Origin of the sequence: Shewanella sp. Arc9-LZ, from assembly GCF_010092445.1 — a bacterium.
GTDB lineage: Bacteria > Pseudomonadota > Gammaproteobacteria > Enterobacterales > Shewanellaceae > Shewanella.
In genome coordinates this window covers 1,321,330-1,343,701 of record NZ_CP048031.1, presented here as the reverse complement: position 1 = coordinate 1,343,701, position 22,372 = coordinate 1,321,330, and the positions used below count along the sequence as shown (strand labels likewise).

Here is a 22,372-nt window from a genome sequence, read left to right as displayed (position 1 = left end):
TCAACAAAGTGACTTTGCATACAGCTAATAACGAGCGCGATGAGCAAAAGGGTTATTGATATAAAATGTGTTTAAGTAGTTTTCGTATTTAGAAACTGAGTGTTAGCCTCAAGAAACACTGAAATGAAGCCAACAGAGCATGGCTTATGCTATTATCTAGCACCTTTTTTATCGCCTTAATATTGACGTTAACCGCCGCTGTACTCTAGTGAGCAAATTAACTAAATATACTAATAGAATAAGTACGTTAAGGAGTTAACATGCAAGCCCTAGTTGCTGTTGTAATGGGTTCGAAAAGTGATTGGCCTACAATGGAAGCCGCCGCTGAAATTATGGATAAGTTACAAGTGCCTTATCATGTTGAAGTTGTTTCAGCTCACAGAACACCAGACAAGCTAATGGAATTTGCAAGTTCTGCTGCAGATAAAGGCTATAAAGTCATTATTGGTGGCGCAGGCGGAGCAGCCCATTTACCAGGCATGATCGCCTCTAAAACGCGTTTACCAGTGTTGGGTGTCCCAGTACAAAGCAAGGCGCTATCTGGTATGGACAGTCTATTGTCTATTGTACAAATGCCTAAAGGGATTGCTGTTGGCACCTTAGCCATTGGTACTGCCGGCGCGTTTAACGCAGGTTTATTAGCCAGCCAAATTTTGGCGATTAGCGATGCCGCTTTGGCTGAGCGTTTAGAAGCATTTCGTGATGAGCAAACTCGCTCGATCCTTGATAATCCCGATCCGAGAGAAGACTAATGACGTTGCCAAAAAATCTTTGGGTATTGGGTGACGGTCAATTAGGTGCCATGCTCAGTCATGCTGGTCAGCCGTTAGGCATTAATGTGCGCCCAGTCGATATTATGACGCCATCAGATGCACAATTACCGCTAGAAGCTGACGACATCATTACCGCTGAACGTGAACAATGGCCTGAGTCGCAGTTAAGTTTACAACTCAGCCAACACCCACATTTTATTAATGGTCCTGTGTTTGGCCGTTTAGCGGATCGTTTTAGCCAAAAAAGTCTACTCGATGAATTAGCGGTCGCCACATCACCATGGCAATTAGTTGATGACAATACCAGCACTGAAGCGTTACATAAGGCTTATGGTGAACGGGTATTGTTAAAACGTCGCACCGGTGGTTATGACGGTAAAGGTCAACACTGGCTTAAACAGGCTGAAGCAACAACCATCCCTGCCGATTGGCGCAACGAAGCCATTGCAGAACAAGCGATTAACTTTGATGAAGAAGTGTCGTTAGTCGGCGTGCGCACCCAAAATGGCCGCTGCTTATTTTACCCACTAGCACTTAACCTGCATCAAGACGGTATTTTAATGGCCTCTATCGCGCCATTAAGCCGCTTGGCACCTTTGCAAGCTGAAGCTGAAGACATGTTAAGCAAGGTCATGCATGGCCTTGAATACGTGGGTGTGATGGCAATGGAATGTTTCCGTGTTGGTGAACACTTAATGGTAAATGAGTTAGCGCCACGGGTGCATAATTCTGGCCATTGGACTCAAGCAGGTTGCCACATTAACCAGTTTGAATTGCACTTACGTGCCTTATGCAATTTACCTTTGCATCAACCACAAGTGAACTTTCAATGTGTGATGGTTAACCTAATTGGTGTTGATAAAGACGACCGTTGGTTAAGCCTGCCAAATGCTGAACTGTTTTGGTACAACAAAGACGTTCGTGTTGGTCGCAAAGTGGGTCACTTGAACCTGTCAGTGCATAATAAAACGATGTTAGATGACAGTATTAGCCAACTAAAAGCGTGGATGCCACAGCAATATCAAGCACCATTAGATTGGATTTTGGCAGAGTTTGCCCAATAGCTGGGTTAAACAGGCTGATTAAATTAGTTTGTAAAATCAATTAAACAAGTCATCAAATCTGTTTATTCGGACGTTACCTAAAGACACACGAAAAAAGGAGCCTAGGCTCCTTTTTTGTTATTGAGTTTTTGTGATTTATTTTTTGTGATTGAATACTTTCTTGTGACTGAATACTTTCTTGTCATTGAATAGCTAGGGCTTTCGCTTAAAAATCGCTAACCACGTCAAATGTGTTCGCAGTGGTCAGTAAGCCGCTGCACAAAGCGACTTATACTTAAGCTTAATCAAAGAATACTCGCCATAACCAAGACGAATCTAAATCTTCTTTACATTGATGATATTGCGCAGCGTAGCGTTTTGAACGTTTGTCGACTTTATTGGCTACAGGCGTTAACCATTTTTTGGCTTTATAGCTGCCACGTTTATAACCGCCCCAGCCTTCGTGATAATTTAAGTATTGGTTTTTAGCATCCCACTTAGACACACCATTAATTTTATGGGTTTTGTAAATAAACCAGCCCATAAAGTCCATCGCATCATCAAAATCACTGCGGCTAGACCAATTGTTACCGGTTTCGCGAACGTAATCGTCCCACGTCATGGTTTTAGCTTGTGCGTAGCCATAAGCATCGCTGGCTCGTCCGGTGGGGATAAAACCTAAAAAGTATTCCATTGGTGGTGCGGCATTGTGTTTGAATGAACTTTCTTGGTACATCATCGCTAAAGGGACATGTACTGGAACGCCCCATTTTTCACGGGTATCTACTGCGGCTTCATACCAAGAACGGTGTTCTTTAAAAATAGCACACAGATTATCAGGCTCTTTCGGAGGCGAGGTGGCACAACCTGCTAATGACAGTAATACAATTGCGCTAACGACACCTAAAAAAAACTTCATAACACCTCTACCAGCACCTAAGATATTGATTCTGGGCTCAGTTTTACATCAATTAAAAACCAATGCAATTATCGTTACATTTTTTATTGCATTGTTTTATAAAGGAACACCCATTATTTCAACAATGCGCCTCAAACTGAAAAGACTGAGTGACTCTGATTGAGCACATAATGAATGGAGTTGGTATTATCGTTTCATTTCACATTGATGAGATTCTGTTTGCCAAATGATTGGCTGCCAGTAGTCCTGATTCTGACCAATATAGATTTTATCGGTGTTGAATTGAGCTGCTATATGATAACGCTGATCGAGTTCAACATTAACAGTCAACACTTTCACTTTACGGGCCGATAATGACACTTTTAATTCTGGTGAGTTAATCAGTTCTGCCACTGTAAATGCATGCTCACCTGGCGATAATAGGTAATTGGGTCTTGAAATAACCGCCACGCCATCTAAGTGAGTGACCACGACACGGTATAAGTTGGCACTGTTATCAGGTGCTAAATAACTCGACACAGTACCGCACTCTACCATTTCATCTGGCGATGAAGCACAGCCATGTAAAGCTAATGCCGCTACCGCTACAAGCAGTGCTCGCCAAGATGAATAAGCTTGCATGATTACTTCGCCTCGAAAGTGCCTGCAGGAACAAGATCATTAAAATAGTGAGCGAGGAAAGTCGCAAAATTATCTTGTGGTTGAGCCTCTAAACTGTACTGCTCAAGCAAAGATTTTTTAGCCTCGTTTTCATAGCTTTGCTCGACTTCATCACTTAATGGGTAATGGCTTAAAAATTCATGATAATCATTTGCCAGTTGTTTAACCCACACGCTATGGTCGGTGCCTTTAACCACGACTTCGTTGATCACTCGCCCTGATAAGGTTTTATCTGGATCATCGATAGCTTCAGACCAAGTGCTTAAGGCTGTTTGGTAAGCATGGCTGTCATCACCGTCGAGTAGCTTCGCGATTGTGTTTAATTGTCCAAATAACTCGTGCATCCATTGCGTTAAGCTAATGGTCTTACCGTTACGTTGTAATTCAAGCCCAGGTTTACGGCCTTCTAATACGACGGCTTTCAAGTTAGCGGCAATCTCTGCGTCGCCGACGGCATCGGTATCTTCAGATGGCGATAATAAGCAGTACAATAAAAATAGGTCTAGGAAACGTACTTGAGTTGCATCTATCCCAACAGGGCTAAATGGATTAACGTCTAAGGCACGTACTTCAATATACTCAACACCTGCACGTGCTAAAGCTTGTGAAGGTTTCTCGCCTTTTTGGGTGACACGTTTTGCACGGATTGGCGCGTAAAATTCATTTTCAATTTGCAAAATATTACTATTGAGTTGGCGGTATTCACCGTCCACATTGATACCAATTTCTTCAAACTTTTTCGATGGCATTTTAATTGCCGCGCCAACGCCTTCAAGATAATCAGGCAATGAGTTATAGCTAATATTAAGCGTGTCTTGTTCTTTGTTGGTATAGCCTAGATCACTCATGCGCAATGAGGTTGCATAAGGAAGGTATAAGGTCCCTTTACCGGTTTTTTTAAATTCGAAATCAACGTCTTGATCTTTTATAAATGAACTGCATAATGCTGGCGTTGAACCAAATAAATACGGTAACACCCACACTAAACGACGGTAGTTACGGATCAGTCCAAAATAAGATTCTGAGATAAAGTCTTCAAAGCTGATATTTTTACTGCAACAAGCGGCACCGTTGGTCATCTTGTCATCATACAAACGTTGCCATAAATCTTGCGACACCGAAAAGTTAAAATGAACCCCAGAAATGATCTGCATTAATGCACCATAACGATGGGTTAACCCTTTACGATATAAGGTTTTCATTTTACCGTTATTGGAGCTGCCATATCGTGCGACAGGAATATCACTGACTTCACCTACGTAACATGGCATGCTGACAGGCCACAATTTTTGGCCGTTAAGGTTACGCACACTGTAAGCGTGGGTTTGCGTTAACCCCTCGAGCAAATCATCAATACTGTGACAGACTGGCGTAATAAATTCTAATAAGGCTTCGCTGTAATCAGTGGTAATGCGCGAATGGGTCAGAGCAGAACCGAGCGCTTCTGGGTGTCCGTCTTGTGCTAAATGGCCGTTTTCATCAATACGCAATGCTTCACGTTCAATACCACGTAACATGCCCAATAAAGCCTCACGGCCTTGAGTGTCGCTTAAGTGTTCGACTTTTTCATTGAAAGACTTCAATTTACTACTCTCTTTTATGGATTCGCATTGCGAGTAAACAGCTAGACCTGATAATAAACGAGATTATTACTGAAAACGCGAAAAAAAATGTAACTCAGTATAATTAGCGTGTTTATGGGTGTTAAATTAAAAAACGGCAACACAAGTTGTCACCGTTGATAGAGCCTTAAACATTATCTTTTATTTGCAAAAATAACCAACACCGTATGGTATTACGATTAAAGCACATAATTTAGCTCAACCTATATTTATAATAGACTGAGCTAAGTATACATCTCATGTATATGAGGTTAACACTAGCTTATTTCAAGGCTAGTGTTAACCCTTGTAGTAACAAGTGTTCAACTAGTCGGCAAGTGTCATCATTTCAATCTGATACCCAAGGGCTTTTAATTGAGGTACAACGGTGGTTTTATCACCCACCACCAGCATTACCATATCATTGATATTTAATAACTTACTGGCAAGTTTATTTAACTCATCTGTCGAAATGTTTTTCACAATTTTGTCTTGCTTAGCCGTAAAGTTTTTATCGAGCTGATAACGTTGGATCATTCTTAGAAAACCGGCTTTTTGATACGGGGTTTCATATTCTAATGCCTGGCTTTGCGCAATCGAACTGCGCATAAAGGCACTTTCTTCGTCGGTCATACCCGACGCTTGGTATGCATTAATTTCGTTAACAAACTCAGCTAATGCTAACCCTGTTACATCGCTTCTTACGCTAGCATACGCCATAAACTGACCGGTATCTTCTGCGCCACCAAACTGAGTACGCGCACCATAGGTGTAACCTTTATCTTCACGCAGATTAAGATTAATACGGCTATTAAACGCATCTCCTAATGGGTAGTTCATCAAATAAGCTTTAAAGTAATCGCCTGTTGCATCATACGGTAACGACACTTGGCCGATATTAATCACCGACTGTGCTGCACCAGGTTTATCAATCAAATAAATGGTGTTTTTAAGGTGTGTTGGTAATGCAGGCAGTGCTGCAAACTGAGTCGCCTCACCTTGCCATTCATTAAATATCGACAACTTAGGCATTATTTGTTGTTGATTTAAGTCTGATACCACAACCATCTGAGCATTACCTGCACGGTATTGCTGTTGGTAAAATTGCTTTACGTCATCTAGCGTTAATGCCGATATTGATTTAATCGTACCATCACTGCTGATCCCTAATGGACTATTGTTGCCATATAACAAGGCAGCAAAACCACTACGGGCTAGATAGTTAGCATCGGACATTTGATGTTGCAAACCTTGCAACTGCTGTTGCTTGACTCGTTCAAAGTCTGCAGCAACAAAACCGGGACTGAATAAACGCTCTTTAACGATAGCAAGCGTGGCATCTAGGTTTGCCGTTAAACTGGACACTTTAAGGTAGCTTTGTGAATCGCTGGCGCCAAAACTAATCGACGAGCCCAGCATATCAAGCGCTCCAGCTAAATCTTCGCTGCTGCGTTGCGCACTCGACTCATTAAGCATAGATGCGGTTAACTCAGCAAGACCCGCCTTATTATTGGGCGTTAAACGATGGCCGCCATCCAAATAAATAAGCAATTCAACCGTTGGTGTTTCGTCACTTTCAGTGCCCATCACTTTAATGCCATTTACCAGCTTGCTGTCCCATAATTGCGGCACTGTCAGTATCGGCGCCGCGGCTGATGCCGGTATTTTATTGCGATCAAATGAAGATTTAGCGAAAGTGATATCAGATAATCCGGTTACCGCTTCTTGCGCGATAGGCAAAGTAGTCGGTTCAAAATTATCCGCATGGGCGATTAACTGTGTTTGTCCTTCTGGCACAATACTCATCACCACCATTGGCTTATTTTTAATGTAGGTATTAAATACCCGCATTACATCGGCTTTGGTGACATTAGCATAACGGGCTAAATCCGCTGCCACCATGTCTGGCTTACCAAAAAAGGTTTGATTAGCGGCAAGTGTAGAGACTTTACCGGCGACACTTTGCATGCCAAAAATAGTGTTGGCTTCGAACTGTACTTTGACTTTTTGCAAGTCATCGTCGGTTACGCCACGTTGTTCAAACTCACTGATAGTTTGATTTATTTTAGTTTCAAGATCAGCAAGACTGCCACCTTTACTCGGGTTCGCGACAGCGTAAAGAGATAACTGACAAGTAAGCTCTTGGCATGGATGACTCACCGCAGCTTGGACCGCATAACCATCTTTGACCAAATTTTTATAGATAAGTGACGTTTTACCGCCACCGAGAATATTAGCGAGCAAATCGAGTGCAGCTTCGTCTTTATGTTGCGCGTAAACAGTGGGGAATCCCATGTAAATTAGCGGTAAATGTACTTTGTCTTCCATCGATATATAACGGGTTTTATCCAATGTCACCATGGTTTTAGCTTCAGGCTTAACCGTAGGCCCGGCTGGAATTTCACCAAAGTATTTATTTACCCATGCCAGCGTTTGCATCTCATCAAAGTCGCCACCAATGGTTAAGGTCGCATTATTAGGCCCATACCAACGTTGAAAGAAATGTTTCACATCATCAACTGTGGCGCGGTTTAAATCATCTGGCCAACCAATAACAGGCCAAGAATATGGATGACCCGCTGGATAAAATGCTTGGTTAAAACGTTCATTTAAACGGCCATAAGGACGATTATCAATCCGTTGTGCACGTTCATTTTTAACGGTTTCACGTTGTACTTCGAATTTTTCACTCGTGAGGGCGGGCAGTAAAAAGCCCATACGGTCAGACTCTAACCAGAGCATCTTCTCTAATTGATTACTTGGCACGGTTTCAAAATAATTGGTTCTGTCGGTATTGGTGGTGCCGTTTAATGTTCCGCCCGCTTCAGTAACCACTTTAAAATGCTGTTCATCACCAACGTGTTGTGAGCCTTGGAACATCATGTGTTCAAATAAATGTGCAAAGCCACTGCGACCGGCTAATTCACGGGCTGAACCGACATGATAGGTCACATCGACATGAGCTAATGGATCTGACTTATCTTGATGCAAAATCACGGTTAAGCCGTTGGCTAACTGATATTTTTTATAAGGAATGCTAACTTGATTTTCTGTCGGGGCCGCGGTTTCAATTAAGGTAACGCCTTGGGGCAAACTCGACGACTGATACGCGTCATAGGCGCAACCACTTAATACAGCACTGATGGCCGCTGCTAACATCCATTTATTCAAATTTAGTTTCAAAATCGACTCCTTCCTTAAAACAAAAATAACCATCGTTGCAAGAGCAACGCGGTATCAATACTCAAACGTATACGTCATCAGCAATACAATGACGCTATAACGTAATAATTTACCCATAAACATAAATAATGAGGCTGGTAAGATAGGTATTTTTAACCATCCAGCCAGTAAACATAGCAAATCACCGATTATCGGTAACCAAGATAATAATAGGGCCCACATACCATATTTTTCTATCCATGCGAGTGCATAGCGGTATTGTCGACGTTGAATATCTTGTGGATTTTTGGCTAACCGCCCTGCTCGACCAAGACCATAACTGGTTATCGCACCAAGCGTATTACCAATAGTGGCCAGTATCAATAATTCGAACCATAAAGATGGCGTTTGATTAAGTAATGCCACCAGTAACACTTCTGAGCCGCCAGGCAACAGTGTTGCAGCGAAAAAGGCGCCGCTGAACATTAACCATAAACTCGTCATCGATAGATCTTAATGTGCACTAGCATATTCATTCCAATGACTATTCATTTTATTTTTATCGTACCTTCACAATGAATATCTGCACAGCACAATATGAAGATATTGAACGCGGTAACCCCTAAAGACCACTCACGATTATCTCAATCGCAACTTAGACATAATGTCGATACAGTTCATTGTTACGTAAATATGCAAGGTTACCCCAACTCAATATACAAAAATTGAGCAACAACAGCGCGAATTCGTTAATAAATAGTAAAAAAATTTAAAGTTATAATAACAAACTCAGTTATTCATATAAGTTATAATAAAATAACGTTGTTTGTCATTCGCTCACTTCATACAATGCGATTAATATTTATTAACCTCAGCGGGTTTATTAAGGCATTATTTAGCGTAAATACCACGCATAGCCATAAGAAACTAAACCGAAATACCGCAACACATCGCCATTGTAGGGTTTAGCTTTTAAGTAATTAATCACTCATTAATGAACATAATGAGTTACGTACAACGATGTTGCCTAATCAGATTTAGCGACGTCACAATGACATAATTTGGAACTTTCATGATATTGCAAACGCTCAAACGCATCCCTTTTTGGCAGAAAGTCATTGCAGGTTTTGTTTTAGGAACGCTCACCGGCGTCGGATTAGGCGAGTCAGCCGTGATGTTAAAGCCTCTTGGCGATCTGTTTATCAGTGCCATTAAAATGCTGGTTGCCCCTTTGGTATTTTGTGCCATTGTGGTGAGCATTACCTCGCTGGGCTCACAAGGTAATTTAAAGCGCTTAAGTTTTAAAACTTTAGCCATGTTTATGTTTACCGGCACCATTGCTTCATTTATTGGTTTAACTGTCGGCAGCCTTATCGACATGGGCGGTAACCTAGCCTTAGCCACATCGGAAGTTCGCGAACGTGATATTCCAGGCTTTGCTCAGGTATTACTCAATATGATCCCGGTGAATCCGTTTGCCTCATTAGCCGACGGCAATGTGCTTCAAATTATTGTCTTTGCCGCGTTAATTGGCATTGCCATTAATGCTGTGGGCGAGAAAGCAGCACCGCTTAAAAACGTGATTGAAGCTGGCGCTGAAGTGATGTTTCAACTAACGCGTATGGTATTAAAACTGACACCTATTGGTGTATTTGGTTTAATGGCTTGGGTTGTGGGCGAGTATGGCTTAAGTACATTATTACCATTGGGTAAGTTTATTATTGCGATTTATATTGCCGCGTTAATTCATATTATCTTTGTGTATGGCGGTTTAGTTAAATTTGCTGCGGGTTTAAGTCCACTGCAATTTTTCCGTAAAGCCATGCCGGCTCAAATTGTGGCCTTTAGTACCGCATCAAGCTTTGGTACTTTACCTGCCAGCACACGTAGTACTGAAGCAATGGGCGTATCGAAACGTTACAGTGCTTTTGTACTGCCACTCGGCGCAACTATGAACATGGACGGTTGTGGCGGTATTTATCCTGCTATTGCGGCCATTTTTATTGCGCAAATTTACGGTATTCCGCTTGATATGACGGACTACATGTTGATTGCGGTAACGGCAACGGTAGCGTCTGTCGGCACAGCAGGAGTTCCTGGTAGTGCGATGGTGATGTTAACCGTGACTTTGGGCGTGATAGGCTTACCACTAGAAGGTATTGCCTTTATCGCAGCCATTGACCGTATTATTGATATGATCCGCACGGCAACTAACGTGACTGGCGATATGATGACTGCGGTTGTGATTGGAAAATCGGAAGGCCAATTGGACGTAGAGCAATTTTACTCAGATGAAAAACCGGTTGAGCAAACCGCTTAACAATATTTTCATTGTATGGTTTGACCTAAAATACCTTGATCATTTTTAAACAAGCCAGCACTTTTTAGTGCTGGCTTTTTAGTGTCAATCGTCAAAAAAGATAAACGCCCATAAATGAGTGAAGGCTATTGAGCTAACGCTGGAATGACTTAAATTGGAAAAGTGTTCCACATCCAAAAATCTAGGTCAACAGTCGTCTACATCAGAAACGATCTACGTTGAACCCGACAGTTTCAATCCGATAATGCCAATAACAATTAACAGTAGACTCACTAATCGAATCAATGTGACTGACTCATTAAACAATACCATTCCTAGTATTGCAGTCCCTACCATTCCCACTCCAACCCAAATAGCATAAGCCGTTCCAACGGGCAACGATTTCATCGCAATGCCCAGTAGCCCAACACTAATCAACATGGCGACAATAGTACCGACGCTTGGCCATAAACGAGTAAAACCTTCGCTATATTTAAGTCCTATCGCCCATACAATTTCAAATAATCCCGCTACCACCAAAATAAACCAAGACATACACACCTCTGTGTTACGGGGCCGTCCCCGGATGAAATAGAGAGGTAAGGTCGTCCTCACGTCACATAAACAGATATCAGTATCACAAAAACAACCTAAGCCATTATCTTGTGATTAGGGCATTCACTGAGTAGGTTGCGATCTACTATTGGTACGTTTTACCCTGATGCATCAACCAACCATTAAGGTGGCGGCCATTAGGATCGTCATGAGTCCAATGCACTACGCCGCCTTTGTTATTCCATTCATACACACCGTAAAATTGTATCTCATCACCGACCGATATCGCATCAATCCGTGGCGCCAAATCAATATTATGTGCAATTAATACGGTGATCGAAGAAGATATCTTAACAATTAATCTTTGATGTCTAGCGCCTTTATTGTCATCTGGTAGCAGTTTAACCACGGTTCCCAGACCTTGTACCTGAACATTTTCCTGTTGGTGATCAAATGCTTGCTGGATGAGTGCATTGTTATTTTGGGCTACAGAATATTGCACTGTGGAGTTAGATTTGAGTGCGGTGGTTGATGTATCGGTGAATGATTCAGCCACACTATATTGCGGTAAAACGAACCATTGATATGACGAAAAAATTATAACGAGTAACGCGAGCCATTTTTTCATGTGTTGTGCTTTCCTTAGCCTAATTAACAAGATAGTTAAACAGATATTATACGATAACAACCCAAAAGGAACACAAGATAATGATGATGACGAGTATACAGGATGACTACAAATCTTTAGATTACAAATTGATTATGCAGGCAGTGAATTTTATCTAATCCAGTCTAATTTAGCACCGTTAGAGACCACGGATTAGCAGCAATTTTAGGCTCTACATAAGATAGTAGCAGGAATAGTTAACTGACTTGGTTGAGCTTAGGAGGGTAAATAGATTTCAAAACTGGACACAAAAACGCAATGTAAAAAAAGATTAAAGCGAGTATCAATTGATACTCGCTTTTTTCACTAGCTTGCCAAATTAGAACTTCGCGTTTGCCCAAAGCCACACTTTATCAGTATCAACTTTACCGGCTCCAGCATCGCCTGCTGAATAAGCGGCGTATTTAACACCTACGGTATAATTTTTATCAATTGGTAAACTGAATACGGCGTCAATTTCGTCGCCTAAATCGTTTACCGTAGCGCTAGATTCGTCAGCTTCAAAATCATGGTAAACCAACGCCCAATTACCACCAACAATACTACCACCAATAGACACATAGGTATCGGCTAGCCCTTGGGCTGGCGTCCCTAAAAATTGATCAGACCAACCATTAAATGCGTGTAAAGTGGCAAGCGGTGTTGCAAAACCATATTCACCATTATCAGACCCAAGCAGCTCGTATCCTAACTTGACGGTCAGCCCGCTAAAACCTACGCCAACTTCGCCCAATAAATAATCAGCAGAATAAGATGTGGTTGCGGTATCGGCATCTTGTGTGGCGTATTCTACCGTATAAAGTAGTTTGATTTTGTCGATATCTTTAGCACCAGCAAAGCGCACGCCATAAGTGTCAACGCCGTTATCAAGGTTGGTATCTTCCTCAAGCAGATAGCCGTAAGCACTTAGCTTACCCAAGCCTAAATTATATGATGCATTGATGATGTGATCTTTTGAATCTATGTCTTTTATTTCTGCAAAAATACGGTTGCGCTTGTAGATATAGCCATAGTCAACGCTAAAGTCATTCATTGCATATTGCATAGTAACGGCATCGAATGTTTGGCGATCTTGACGCCAGCCAACATGGCCGATAAAACGTTGGTTATCGATAGCAATAACTTGACGCCCAGCTTTAGCAGTAAAACCATTACGCTTGTATTGTAAGAAAGCCTGGTCTAATTCAGTTGTTTCAGGGTCTGCAATCACAGAGTAATCAGCATTGTTGCCAATCGCGTCATTATAATCATTAACCCCTGCTAAGCTGCGTGAATCCTCAAACTCAACTAAAGCTGTTAAGCCGTAATATTCAGCGGTAGCAAAGGTTAAACGAGTCCGAAGTGTCAATGCATCAGCATCTTTTAACGCATTGTCTTGATCGACAGATTCATAACGCAAATTCAAATCTACATTTGCTGTTCCCTGAGTCACTGCATCAGCGATTGATGTGACTTTAACATCCGCTGCAGAAGCATTTCCCATAGCCAGTAATAGTGAACAACTAAGTACCGATAAGGCACATTTTTTTGTAAAGGCAGAATTTAGGCAAGCCTTATCCGCAACTTGACTCGCAAGCAGTTTTTTATTCATCTTACATCCCAAATAGTTATTTTAAGTTAAGTTATCAACACGCTGTAAAGCGTAACAGTGCGACTAGCAAACTAACTGTTGCTTACTTTAACGGCTTCATTAATTGGTGTCTGTGATTTATCTTGCATTTTAAATACTTGTTTTGTTGCTGACAGTGATTCTATCTTGCGTTGTTTTTCATACAGGAATTTAAGTACCTCAGAACGCAGTCGGTTGTACTCAGTATCTTGAGCTAACGCTAGGCGGTTTCTTGGCCTTTGAAGGTCGACTGTTAAAATTTCACCCACTGTGGCTTCTGGACCATTGGTCATCATGACAATTTTGTCAGACAACAACACCGCTTCGTCTACATCGTGGGTAATCATAATCACGGTATTATTTAACTGACTTTGGATCTCCATTAACGAGTCCTGCATGTGTCCTCGTGTTAACGCATCTAATGCTCCAAATGGCTCATCCATCAGCAACACTTCCGGTTGCATAGCAAGCGCCCTTGCAATACCGACTCGTTGTTTCATTCCACCAGAAATCTCTCCTGGACGTTTATGCATAGCATGATCCATCTGCACTAATTGCAGGTTATGTTCAATCCACTGTTTCATTTCTGTTTTGCTCATCTTGCCAGCAAACACTTGTTTTACAGCAAGCTCAACGTTTTGATAGGCACTTAACCAAGGGAGTAACGAATGATTTTGAAATACCACCGCCCGTTCAGGTCCTGGCGCTTTAACTTCAGTACTTTTTAAAATGACCCCACCAGAGCTGGCTTGGTATAAACCTGCAACAATATTCAGTACGGTCGATTTGCCACAACCAGAGTGACCAATCAAAGAGATAAACTCGCCTCTATTTATCTTCAAATTCACGTCTTTAAGCGCTGTAAAAGATCCTGTAGGCGTGGGAAAAACCATATCAACGCCGCTAATCTCTAAAAATGTGCTCATGTTGTTACCCTCATTGATCCCAAGATACCCAATGCTGTAAGGCCAGAATGCCTCGGTCTAATAAAAAGCCAATAAAGCCAATAACAACCACCGCGGCCATAATTCGCGCTAATGAATCAGAACTACCATTTTGAAATTCATCCCAAACAAATTTTCCAAGCCCCGGATTTTGCGCCAGCATTTCCGCGGCAATCAATACCATCCACGCGACCCCTAGGGATAAGCGCATACCGGTAAAAATCATTGGGATAGATGCTGGTAAGACGATTTTTTGCACATGGGTTATTGCCGATAACCGCAATACTTTGCTGACATTGATGAGGTCGCTGTCGATACTCGTCACGCCGATTGTAGTGTTGATAATCATTGGCCAAACACTGCACAAGGTGACCGTGAGCATGGAGTTAATAAATGATTTAGACACTAGCGGATCCGGCGAGACATACAGCGCACTGACCACCATGGTAACTAAAGGCAACCAAGCGAGTGGCGATACGGGTTTAAAAATTTGAATAATGGGGTTAATTGCTGCCTGCAAACTGCGACTTAACCCCATCCAAATCCCCAATGGAATAGCAATAATGGCCGCTAAGATAAAACCACTCATGACGGTAATTAGACTAGTGACAATTTGATCCCAAAAAGTTTCTTTACCTGTGTAAGCACGTACTTTGGCGACATAACTTGGATCGTTAGCAACACGCGCCTCATTTCGTGTTTCTTGACGTTGATAAAAAGCCTCGGCCTTTTCGCGCTCAGTTATATGCTCCTGATACAAATTGTCAAATTGCGACACGACAGCAACCGGTCCCGGAAACTTACCTAGAGAGGTTTCAATACTATTAGCTGTCACCGCCCACAGAGCTAAAAATATCGCAATGCCGATAAACGGTAATAGTATCGCCCTACTTAACTCGGCTATTTTCAGCATAACAACTGCCATGTTGCCTCGTTCAATTAAGCGATTTTGTGCAATAGAATAAAGACTGTTCATCCAAGACTCCTTAACGGGTTGTTACAGCTTGTCGCCTTGCTTTAATCCAATTACAAATGAATTAATGTAAGCATTAGGCTTGCTGCCGTCATAAACTAAGTTATCAATAAAGTGAGTTTGCGGTGCTTTGAAACCGGTTTCTTTACTGAAATCTGGAAAGTCAGCTGCGGGGATGAGCTTATCGTCGATGAGTGATTGCGCGGCTTTAGCATAAATATCTGGACGATAGACTTTTGCGGCGATGTCTTTATACCAATCGTCAGATTTATCTTGTTCAATTTGGCCCCAACGGCGCATTTGAGTTAAATACCAAATCGCATCTGAGTAATATGGATAAGTTGCGTGATGCCTAAAAAATACATTGAAGTCTGGAACCGCGCGCTTATCGCCTTTTTCATATTCGAACGTACCCGTCATACTATTAGCAATCACCTCATAGTCAGCACCAACATAATTAGATTGAGACAGTATTTTTACCGCTTCTGGGCGGTTAGCATTGTTATTGTCGTCTAACCATTTAGCGGCGCGGATCAACGCACGAGTAAGGCGTATAGTGGTATTTGGATATTTTTCGGCAAACTCGGCTGTAATACCAAACACTTTTTCAGGATTATCTTTCCAAATTTCATAATCGGTCACCACAGGTACACCAATGCCTTTAAACACAGCTTGCTGATTCCAGGGCTCACCAACGCAATAGCCATTAATTGTGCCCGCTTCCAGTGTCGAGGGCATTTGTGGGGGCGGAGTTACCGACAGCAAAGCTTGTGCATCAATCTGCCCTGATGTATCTCCTTTATGAGGTGCGTAAAACCCAGGATGAATCCCACCAGCGGCTAACCAGTAACGCAATTCATAGTTATGTGTAGAAACCGGAAACACCATACCCATATTAAATGGCTTACCAGCCGCTTTAAATTCTTCTACTACGGGCTTTAATGCATCAGCTTTAATGGGATGAACGGGAAAACCGTCTGCCTGTTTAGCAATGTGCGGCTTCATTTTGGCCCAAACGTCGTTTGATACCGTAATTGCGTTACCATTTAAATCCATCGAAAATGGGGTAATAATGTGCGCTTTAGTACCGTAACCAATTGTTGCAGCAATAGGTTGACCCGCTAACATGTGGGCCCCATCTAATCGACCATCAATCACACCATCGAGTAACACTTTCCAATTTGCCTGCGCTTCAATCGTGACGTATAAACCTTCTTCTTCGAAATAACCTTTTTCATAAGCAACCGCAATAGGTGCCATATCAGTTAATTTGATAAAACCAAACCTGAGCTCTTCTTTTTCAGGAAAGCCCACTTCGGCACTTACAGTGTTGATACACAAACTTGCCCCAATACTGACCCCCAGTAATAAAGACTTAATCTGCTGAGTTAACGATATTTTCCAGTTCATATTTTTCCCCATTATGAAAATTGACAATAAAAAAAGGCGCTTCGGATATCCATTTAGGAATATCTCGATAGCGCCTTTGCTAAAATTGAATTTATTAAATATTATTTATCAGTCAGTTAGTTGTAAAATTGATAACCTGTACTGTCTAAAAAGACTTGATATGGCTCATCAAATATACAACCTTTGCTATCCATTTTTCATGCCAAAACATTAACAGGTTGATTTTAAATAACTTTAATTTTAACAATTAAGTAACGTAATGCTACGACAGTGCAATAAAACAGTTTAAGTGCACCAATATGCATCAAAAGAGGTATAAGTAATTTTGTACCAGTAGATAAAAACAAAAAAGCCAACGCAAAGGCATTGGCTTTTGAATCATCTGGTAAGTTTTAGCCTAGTACTGCCAGCAAAACACCTGCAGCAACAGCACTGCCTAGCACACCTGCTACGTTAGGTCCCATAGCATGCATGAGTAAGAAGTTTTGGTTGTTAGCCTCTAAACCTACCTTATTCACTACTCGTGCAGCCATTGGCACAGCAGAAACGCCTGCTGCACCGATAAGTGGGTTAATTTTTCCGCCAGAGAGCTTACTCATTAATTTAGCCATCAATACCCCAGAAGCAGTACCAATACTAAACGCAACCGCGCCAAGGATTAAAATACCTAGCGTTTCGATACGCAGAAATTGATCTGCTGATAGCTTAGACCCAACAGCAAGACCTAAAAAGATAGTCACTATGTTGATTAACTCGTTTTGCGCCGTTTTCGATAAACGATCCACTACGCCCGATTCGCGCATTAAATTGCCCAAACAGAACATGCCAATTAATGGGGTTGCTGCAGGTAAAAATAAAATGGTTAATCCTAGCACCATCAGTGGAAAGATAATCTTCTCTTTCTTACTGACTTCACGCAATTGTTCCATTTTAATTTCACGTTCGGCTTTAGTGGTTAGCAGTTTCATGATCGGCGGCTGAATTAATGGCACTAACGCCATGTATGAATATGCAGCAACAGCAATCGCCCCTAACAATTCAGGCGCTAGTTTAGAGGCTAAGAAAATTGCCGTTGGACCATCTGCTCCACCAATAATGGCAATAGCTGCAGCATCTTGCATACTAAACTCAAACCCAGGTACCCAATTTAAGGCAATAGCACCAAGTAAAGTGGCAAAAATCCCAAATTGCGCCGCAGCCCCTAACAATAGTGTTTTAGGGTTAGCAATTAGCGCACCAAAATCAGTTAATGCACCCACCCCCATGAAGATGAGCAATGGGAATACCCCAGTCTCAATCCCGACATGGTAAGCGTAATACAGTAAGCCACCTTCATCGGTAAAACCTGCATTAGGAATGTTGGCTAATATGGCGCCAAATCCGATAGGTAATAACAATAACGGTTCAAATCCTTTAATTACCGCTAGAAATAACAATAAACAACCAACAGCCATCATTAGCAGTTGGCCACCAGTAAAGTTAGCGACACCCGTTTCAGCCCAAAAAGCCAATAATCCTTCCATTTCGACCTCTTATGCTAATGACAACAATGTTGAACCTACAGTTACACTGTCACCCTGCTTAACCGCTAACTGAGTTACAACACCATCTTGTTGAGCACGAATTTCGGTTTCCATTTTCATCGCCTCCAGGATAATGATCACTTCACCGGTTTTAACCGCTTGACCATTACTGACTAACACTTTGAAAATATTTCCCGATAACGGCGCGGCCATGGTGCACTTAATCTCACCCGTAGGCGCTGAGGCGACCGTTGCAGACGCTGCCGTAATAGGTGCAGCTGATGCTGGCGCGATGTGACCAATCTCACCACCTTCACTCACTTCGACCACAAAATGTTGACCATCGACATCGACGGTATAGGTTTGTGGGCCTTTATCGGCTTTCACTTGTAAATCATCTGCACTTGGGACAGGTTCAAACGCATCCGGATTGCCGCGATTTTTAAGAAACTTAAGACCAATTTGATTGAACAACGCATAAGTCATTACATCGTCATCTGATTCTGCAGCTAAACTAAAGCCCTGCTCTTTGGCGGCTTCGGCAAGCTCGACACGTAATTTATCTAATTCTGGTGCAATTAAATCGGCTGGGCGACACGTAATTGGCTGTTCGCCTTTTAGCACTCTGGCTTGTAGTTCTGCATTAACTGGCGCTGGCGTCGCACCATATTCACCTTTTAGTACACCTTCGGTCTCTTTGGTCATCGACTTGTAACGCTCACCCATCAGCACATTGATCACCGACTGTGAGCCAACAATTTGCGATGTTGGGGTAACGAGAGGTAAGAAACCAAGATCTTCACGTACCCGCGGGATCTCTTCAAGCACGGCATCCATTTTGTCTGCTGCGCCCTGCTCTTTTAATTGATTTTCCATATTGGTTAGCATGCCGCCAGGTACTTGAGCACGTAAAATACGTGAATCAATGCCTTTTAGTGCACCTTCAAAACGGACGTATTTTTTACGCACTTCACGAAAATAGGCTGCTATCTCTTCTAGCAACACCATATCGTAACCGGTTGCCCTGTCGGTATCTTCAACCATTGCCACTAACGTTTCGGTAGCGCTGTGGCCGTAGGTTTGGCTCATTGAAGATATTGCGGTATCAAGCACATCAACGCCCGCTTCAATCGCTTTTTGATATGTAGCGCTGCTTAGGCCCGTTGTAGCATGACAATGCATCGACACCATTAAGTCCGTTTGTGATTTTAAGCGGCTAATGAGGTCATAAGCTTGCATTGGCTTAAGTAAACCCGCCATATCTTTAATACATAAAGAATCTGCGCCCATGTCTTCTAGGCGTTTAGCCATATCAACCCAAGTATCAATGTTGTGAACAGGGCTAGTGGTAAATGAAATGGTGCCTTGGGCATGGCCGCCCACGTTTTTAACCGCTTTAACCGCGGTTTCAAGATTACGGACATCATTCATTGCGTCGAAGATACGAAATACATCAACGCCATTGGTATGAGCTCGTTCTACAAAACGCGTAACGACATCATCAGCATAATGTCGATAACCTAATAAATTTTGGCCTCGAAGCAACATTTGTTGCGGGGTATTAGGCATGGATTTTTTCAATTCGCGAATACGATCCCATGGATCTTCGCCTAAATAACGAATGCATGAATCAAAAGTTGCGCCGCCCCAAGACTCAAGTGACCAGAAGCCTACTTTATCTAATAACGGTGCTATAGGTAACATATCGTCAATACGTAAACGTGTTGCCAATAATGATTGGTGTGCGTCACGCAGGACGACATCGGTTAATGCTAATGGCTTGCTCATAATGACTCCAAATTTATTTCGCGCGGTATTGATGTATCGCAGAGGTAATAGCGGCAACCAACTTAGGGTCTAAGACGGTATGTTTAGGCACATTAGCACTTACCGTTGCTAGCGTAGGAACCTCTACTGGGGCCGGAAAAAGCTTGGCAACAATGCCAATACCGATGATTAAGATACTCAAAAAAATAAATACTAAGCCCATGCCCATTACCATAATGCCTAGCGCATCGGATAACTGCTCAGATATCGATGTCATGTGTCCTCACTTTATCTGTTAAACATCAAACCAATACGTTGACTATTCTGTACCGTCCCTCAATGTGCTATCACGGTGCAATGTCACAAAACGTGCACCAAGACAACAACATCCTTAACGACTACAGACATAACTTGACTACTCAAGAAGCATAAATATTCAAACTCAACACTTATTCAATGAAGTTGTATTTCATGGTAAAAACCGCAAACTGAGTTTGTAAACCTAAAATCCTGTCACAAAATATAAACAATTTACACCAACAATGCTATCTTTTTGTAAATTGGTCTTACCAAAATAGAGAGAGCCAATTAAAAAAAATCAATAAAATATAAAAAAAATGATAATAACCTGATGAATCATCAATAAAATCACTATATTCACTTTAAAATTAACAAATTCATAATTCAATGATAAAAATCACTCACACTTTATTGGTTTAACAAATTGATGAAATAGATGATTAAACATGACATGAGTAATAAGTGAATAAAGATGTGAAAATCAAATTTTTATGAGATAAAGCGGTTGCAGTAAGATGAGAAAGACAATGAAAATTAAGCAAAAAAAAAGCCCTGCATTGATGCAGGGCCTTTTTATTATGGTGCGCGTGGGAGGAGTCGAACCTCCGACCGCCTGGTTCGTAGCCAGGTACTCTATCCAGCTGAGCTACACGCGCAAAATCGGTAAAACAAGCCATTCATAAATAATGCTATCGTCTGCACTTCATGTGCGTGACGTTATTTAATGAATGGCGGAGAAGGAGGGATTCGAACCCTCGATGGGATTTAAAGCCCATACTCCCTTAGCAGGGGAGCGCCTTCGGCCACTCGGCCACCTCTCCGCAATATATGGTGCGCGTGGGAGGAGTCGAACCTCCGACCGCCTGGTTCGTAGCCAGGTACTCTATCCAGCTGAGCTACACGCGCATAAATTGGGTTTTTAGTGAAACATGAAATGGTGCGCGTGGGAGGATTCGAACCTCCGACCGCCTGGTTCGTAGCCAGGTACTCTATCCAGCTGAGCTACACGCGCATTCATGTTTAACACTTTAATAAATAATGGTGCGGATGGGAGGAGTCGAACCTCCGACCGCCTGGTTCGTAGCCAGGTACTCTATCCAGCTGAGCTACATCCGCATCGTATATCTATTGTAAGAAATGGCGGAGAAGGAGGGATTCGAACCCTCGATGGGATTTAAAGCCCATACTCCCTTAGCAGGGGAGCGCCTTCGGCCACTCGGCCACCTCTCCGTTTCTTGGCGCACATATTACTGTTTGATGAAAATAAGTCAAACCCTTTTTAGGAAACCTAACTTCATTTGGAGTGTTTTTAAGCACATTGGAGATAATAGACTCAAATCCTGATGAAAACAGTCGTTTTTTGATGAATATTCTTTTTAATTTACAGACATAATCTCATTAAACCTCTGTTCGTCCGACAAGCATTTTAAGGTTTTTAACCAAAGATATAATTAAACACATCGTTGATTTAAACAACCTAGCCTAGTCATTGGGTGATTTATACTCACTATTACAATTCAACATCATATTAACCAATATCGACAATAGCCGCATAATGCCATTTAGGAAGGTTAATTTGCTATAGCTTGCACGAGATTACGATGGGATTTGTATTGATCAACGATTCCCATTACAACGCTATAATCAAGATGAATTAAGCACATTTAAATAATGACTCGTTAAAAAAAATGGTTTGATACCAATTGTTAGCTACAAATAGCATCCAGTGATAATTCAACACGAGTAAAATAAATACGTTAGTCAGATGGTAAATAAATGACGACTCATTTATGGATGCGTTTAACAAACTGAATCAGTGTGTTAAAAAGTGCTTTGTGAGAGCCTCATTCATTCCACTTCAGTCTTGTATCAACTTAAGGGGAAATTGTCCTGCTTACACCAACAACCTTAAATTGGAGCTGTGAGGTACTCTACGCTAGAGCTAATGTAACCTCAACGCAGAATAACAGATGGGTAAATTGATAAGCGTAGAATGTTTACTGGTCACTCATATTTAAATTGACTCGTTATTATTTGAATTTGGTTCTAAATTTAGCTCTGTATTTGGGTTAACCCAGCGAAATGACACGTAACTAGCGGGTCTTTTAATTGAAGCAATCGCATAAACAAATGACCGTTTGATGACAGTGAAAATTCCGAGCAGAGG

The 22,372-nt window shown here is 41.9% G+C and carries 17 protein-coding genes and 6 tRNA genes; 3 read left to right on the top strand and 20 right to left on the bottom strand.

Annotated elements, in window-relative coordinates; all coding sequences use genetic code 11:
- The first annotated feature begins 260 nt into the window (after window positions 1–260).
- Together purE and purK are read left to right on the top strand one after the other, a co-directional pair.
- Entirely contained in the window at window positions 261–752 is a 492-nt protein-coding gene (purE, locus tag GUY17_RS05795) for a 5-(carboxyamino)imidazole ribonucleotide mutase (RefSeq protein ID WP_101085588.1), read from the top strand.
- Window positions 752–1,837 (top strand): 5-(carboxyamino)imidazole ribonucleotide synthase, encoded by a 1,086-nt coding sequence (purK, locus tag GUY17_RS05790; protein ID WP_162022565.1) that lies wholly within the window; start codon window positions 752–754, stop codon window positions 1,835–1,837. Before purE ends, purK begins: the two co-directional genes overlap by 1 nt.
- Window positions 1,838–2,117: 280 nt before the next feature.
- Here purK and GUY17_RS05785 read toward each other — a convergent pair whose 3' ends face one another.
- From GUY17_RS05785 to GUY17_RS05765, 5 genes are all read right to left on the bottom strand, one after another.
- Window positions 2,118–2,735 (bottom strand): hypothetical protein, encoded by a 618-nt coding sequence (locus tag GUY17_RS05785; protein WP_162022564.1) that lies wholly within the window; start codon window positions 2,733–2,735, stop codon window positions 2,118–2,120.
- Window positions 2,736–2,921: 186 nt separating this feature from the next.
- Window positions 2,922–3,356 carry a hypothetical protein gene (locus GUY17_RS05780; protein ID WP_162022563.1) on the bottom strand — a complete coding sequence of 145 codons (435 nt, stop codon included), beginning with the start codon at window positions 3,354–3,356 and terminating at the stop codon, window positions 2,922–2,924.
- Between the two features lie 2 nt (window positions 3,357–3,358).
- On the bottom strand, window positions 3,359–4,978 hold the full coding sequence (gene gshA / locus GUY17_RS05775) for a glutamate--cysteine ligase (RefSeq protein WP_162022562.1): 1,620 nt from the start codon (window positions 4,976–4,978) through the stop codon (window positions 3,359–3,361).
- A 345-nt stretch (window positions 4,979–5,323) separates the two neighbouring features.
- The gene (locus tag GUY17_RS05770; protein WP_162024292.1) at window positions 5,324–8,167 is read right to left on the bottom strand and encodes a pitrilysin family protein; all 2,844 of its coding nucleotides are present in this window, start codon (window positions 8,165–8,167) and stop codon (window positions 5,324–5,326) included.
- A 66-nt stretch (window positions 8,168–8,233) separates the two neighbouring features.
- Complete coding sequence (locus GUY17_RS05765) at window positions 8,234–8,662, bottom strand: YqaA family protein (RefSeq protein ID WP_101085598.1); 429 nt, start codon at window positions 8,660–8,662, stop codon at window positions 8,234–8,236.
- Window positions 8,663–9,230: 568 nt separating this feature from the next.
- On the opposite strand from GUY17_RS05765, the gene GUY17_RS05760 reads away from it, so the two are divergent.
- Complete coding sequence (locus GUY17_RS05760) at window positions 9,231–10,478, top strand: dicarboxylate/amino acid:cation symporter (RefSeq protein WP_162022561.1); 1,248 nt, start codon at window positions 9,231–9,233, stop codon at window positions 10,476–10,478.
- Window positions 10,479–10,691: 213 nt separating this feature from the next.
- On the opposite strand, the gene sugE is transcribed toward GUY17_RS05760, so the two are convergent.
- The 15 genes from sugE to GUY17_RS05685 form a co-directional block, all read right to left on the bottom strand.
- Window positions 10,692–11,012: a quaternary ammonium compound efflux SMR transporter SugE gene (gene sugE / locus GUY17_RS05755; protein WP_101085602.1), complete on the bottom strand. Its 321-nt coding sequence runs from the start codon at window positions 11,010–11,012 to the stop codon at window positions 10,692–10,694.
- A 145-nt stretch (window positions 11,013–11,157) separates the two neighbouring features.
- Window positions 11,158–11,640, bottom strand: coding sequence for a DUF3465 domain-containing protein (locus tag GUY17_RS05750; protein ID WP_162022560.1), 483 nt, complete (start codon window positions 11,638–11,640; stop codon window positions 11,158–11,160).
- Window positions 11,641–11,998: 358 nt separating this feature from the next.
- Window positions 11,999–13,270, bottom strand: coding sequence for an alginate export family protein (locus GUY17_RS05745; RefSeq protein ID WP_243756157.1), 1,272 nt, complete (start codon window positions 13,268–13,270; stop codon window positions 11,999–12,001).
- 71 nt (window positions 13,271–13,341) lie between these two features.
- On the bottom strand, window positions 13,342–14,214 hold the full coding sequence (locus GUY17_RS05740) for an ABC transporter ATP-binding protein (protein ID WP_162022559.1): 873 nt from the start codon (window positions 14,212–14,214) through the stop codon (window positions 13,342–13,344).
- A 10-nt stretch (window positions 14,215–14,224) separates the two neighbouring features.
- On the bottom strand, window positions 14,225–15,157 hold the full coding sequence (locus GUY17_RS05735) for an ABC transporter permease (RefSeq protein WP_197708419.1): 933 nt from the start codon (window positions 15,155–15,157) through the stop codon (window positions 14,225–14,227).
- A 72-nt stretch (window positions 15,158–15,229) separates the two neighbouring features.
- A complete protein-coding gene (locus GUY17_RS05730) occupies window positions 15,230–16,627 on the bottom strand; it encodes a CmpA/NrtA family ABC transporter substrate-binding protein (RefSeq protein ID WP_217351072.1) in 1,398 nt (465 codons plus the stop codon).
- Window positions 16,628–17,007: 380 nt separating this feature from the next.
- Window positions 17,008–18,138 carry a sodium ion-translocating decarboxylase subunit beta gene (locus GUY17_RS05725; RefSeq protein ID WP_162022558.1) on the bottom strand — a complete coding sequence of 377 codons (1,131 nt, stop codon included), beginning with the start codon at window positions 18,136–18,138 and terminating at the stop codon, window positions 17,008–17,010.
- Window positions 18,139–18,147: 9 nt separating this feature from the next.
- Entirely contained in the window at window positions 18,148–19,926 is a 1,779-nt protein-coding gene (oadA, locus tag GUY17_RS05720) for a sodium-extruding oxaloacetate decarboxylase subunit alpha (protein ID WP_101085614.1), read from the bottom strand.
- Window positions 19,927–19,939: 13 nt separating this feature from the next.
- Window positions 19,940–20,182: an OadG family transporter subunit gene (locus GUY17_RS05715; RefSeq protein ID WP_101085616.1), complete on the bottom strand. Its 243-nt coding sequence runs from the start codon at window positions 20,180–20,182 to the stop codon at window positions 19,940–19,942.
- A gap of 602 nt (window positions 20,183–20,784) precedes the next feature.
- A tRNA-Arg gene (locus GUY17_RS05710) sits at window positions 20,785–20,861 on the bottom strand.
- Between the two features lie 73 nt (window positions 20,862–20,934).
- Window positions 20,935–21,026: transfer RNA gene (locus GUY17_RS05705), tRNA-Ser, on the bottom strand.
- A gap of 8 nt (window positions 21,027–21,034) precedes the next feature.
- Window positions 21,035–21,111: transfer RNA gene (locus tag GUY17_RS05700), tRNA-Arg, on the bottom strand.
- Window positions 21,112–21,140: 29 nt separating this feature from the next.
- Window positions 21,141–21,217, bottom strand: a tRNA-Arg gene (locus GUY17_RS05695).
- A gap of 27 nt (window positions 21,218–21,244) precedes the next feature.
- Window positions 21,245–21,321: transfer RNA gene (locus tag GUY17_RS05690), tRNA-Arg, on the bottom strand.
- Window positions 21,322–21,343: 22 nt separating this feature from the next.
- Window positions 21,344–21,435: transfer RNA gene (locus GUY17_RS05685), tRNA-Ser, on the bottom strand.
- Window positions 21,436–22,372: the final 937 nt, after the last annotated feature.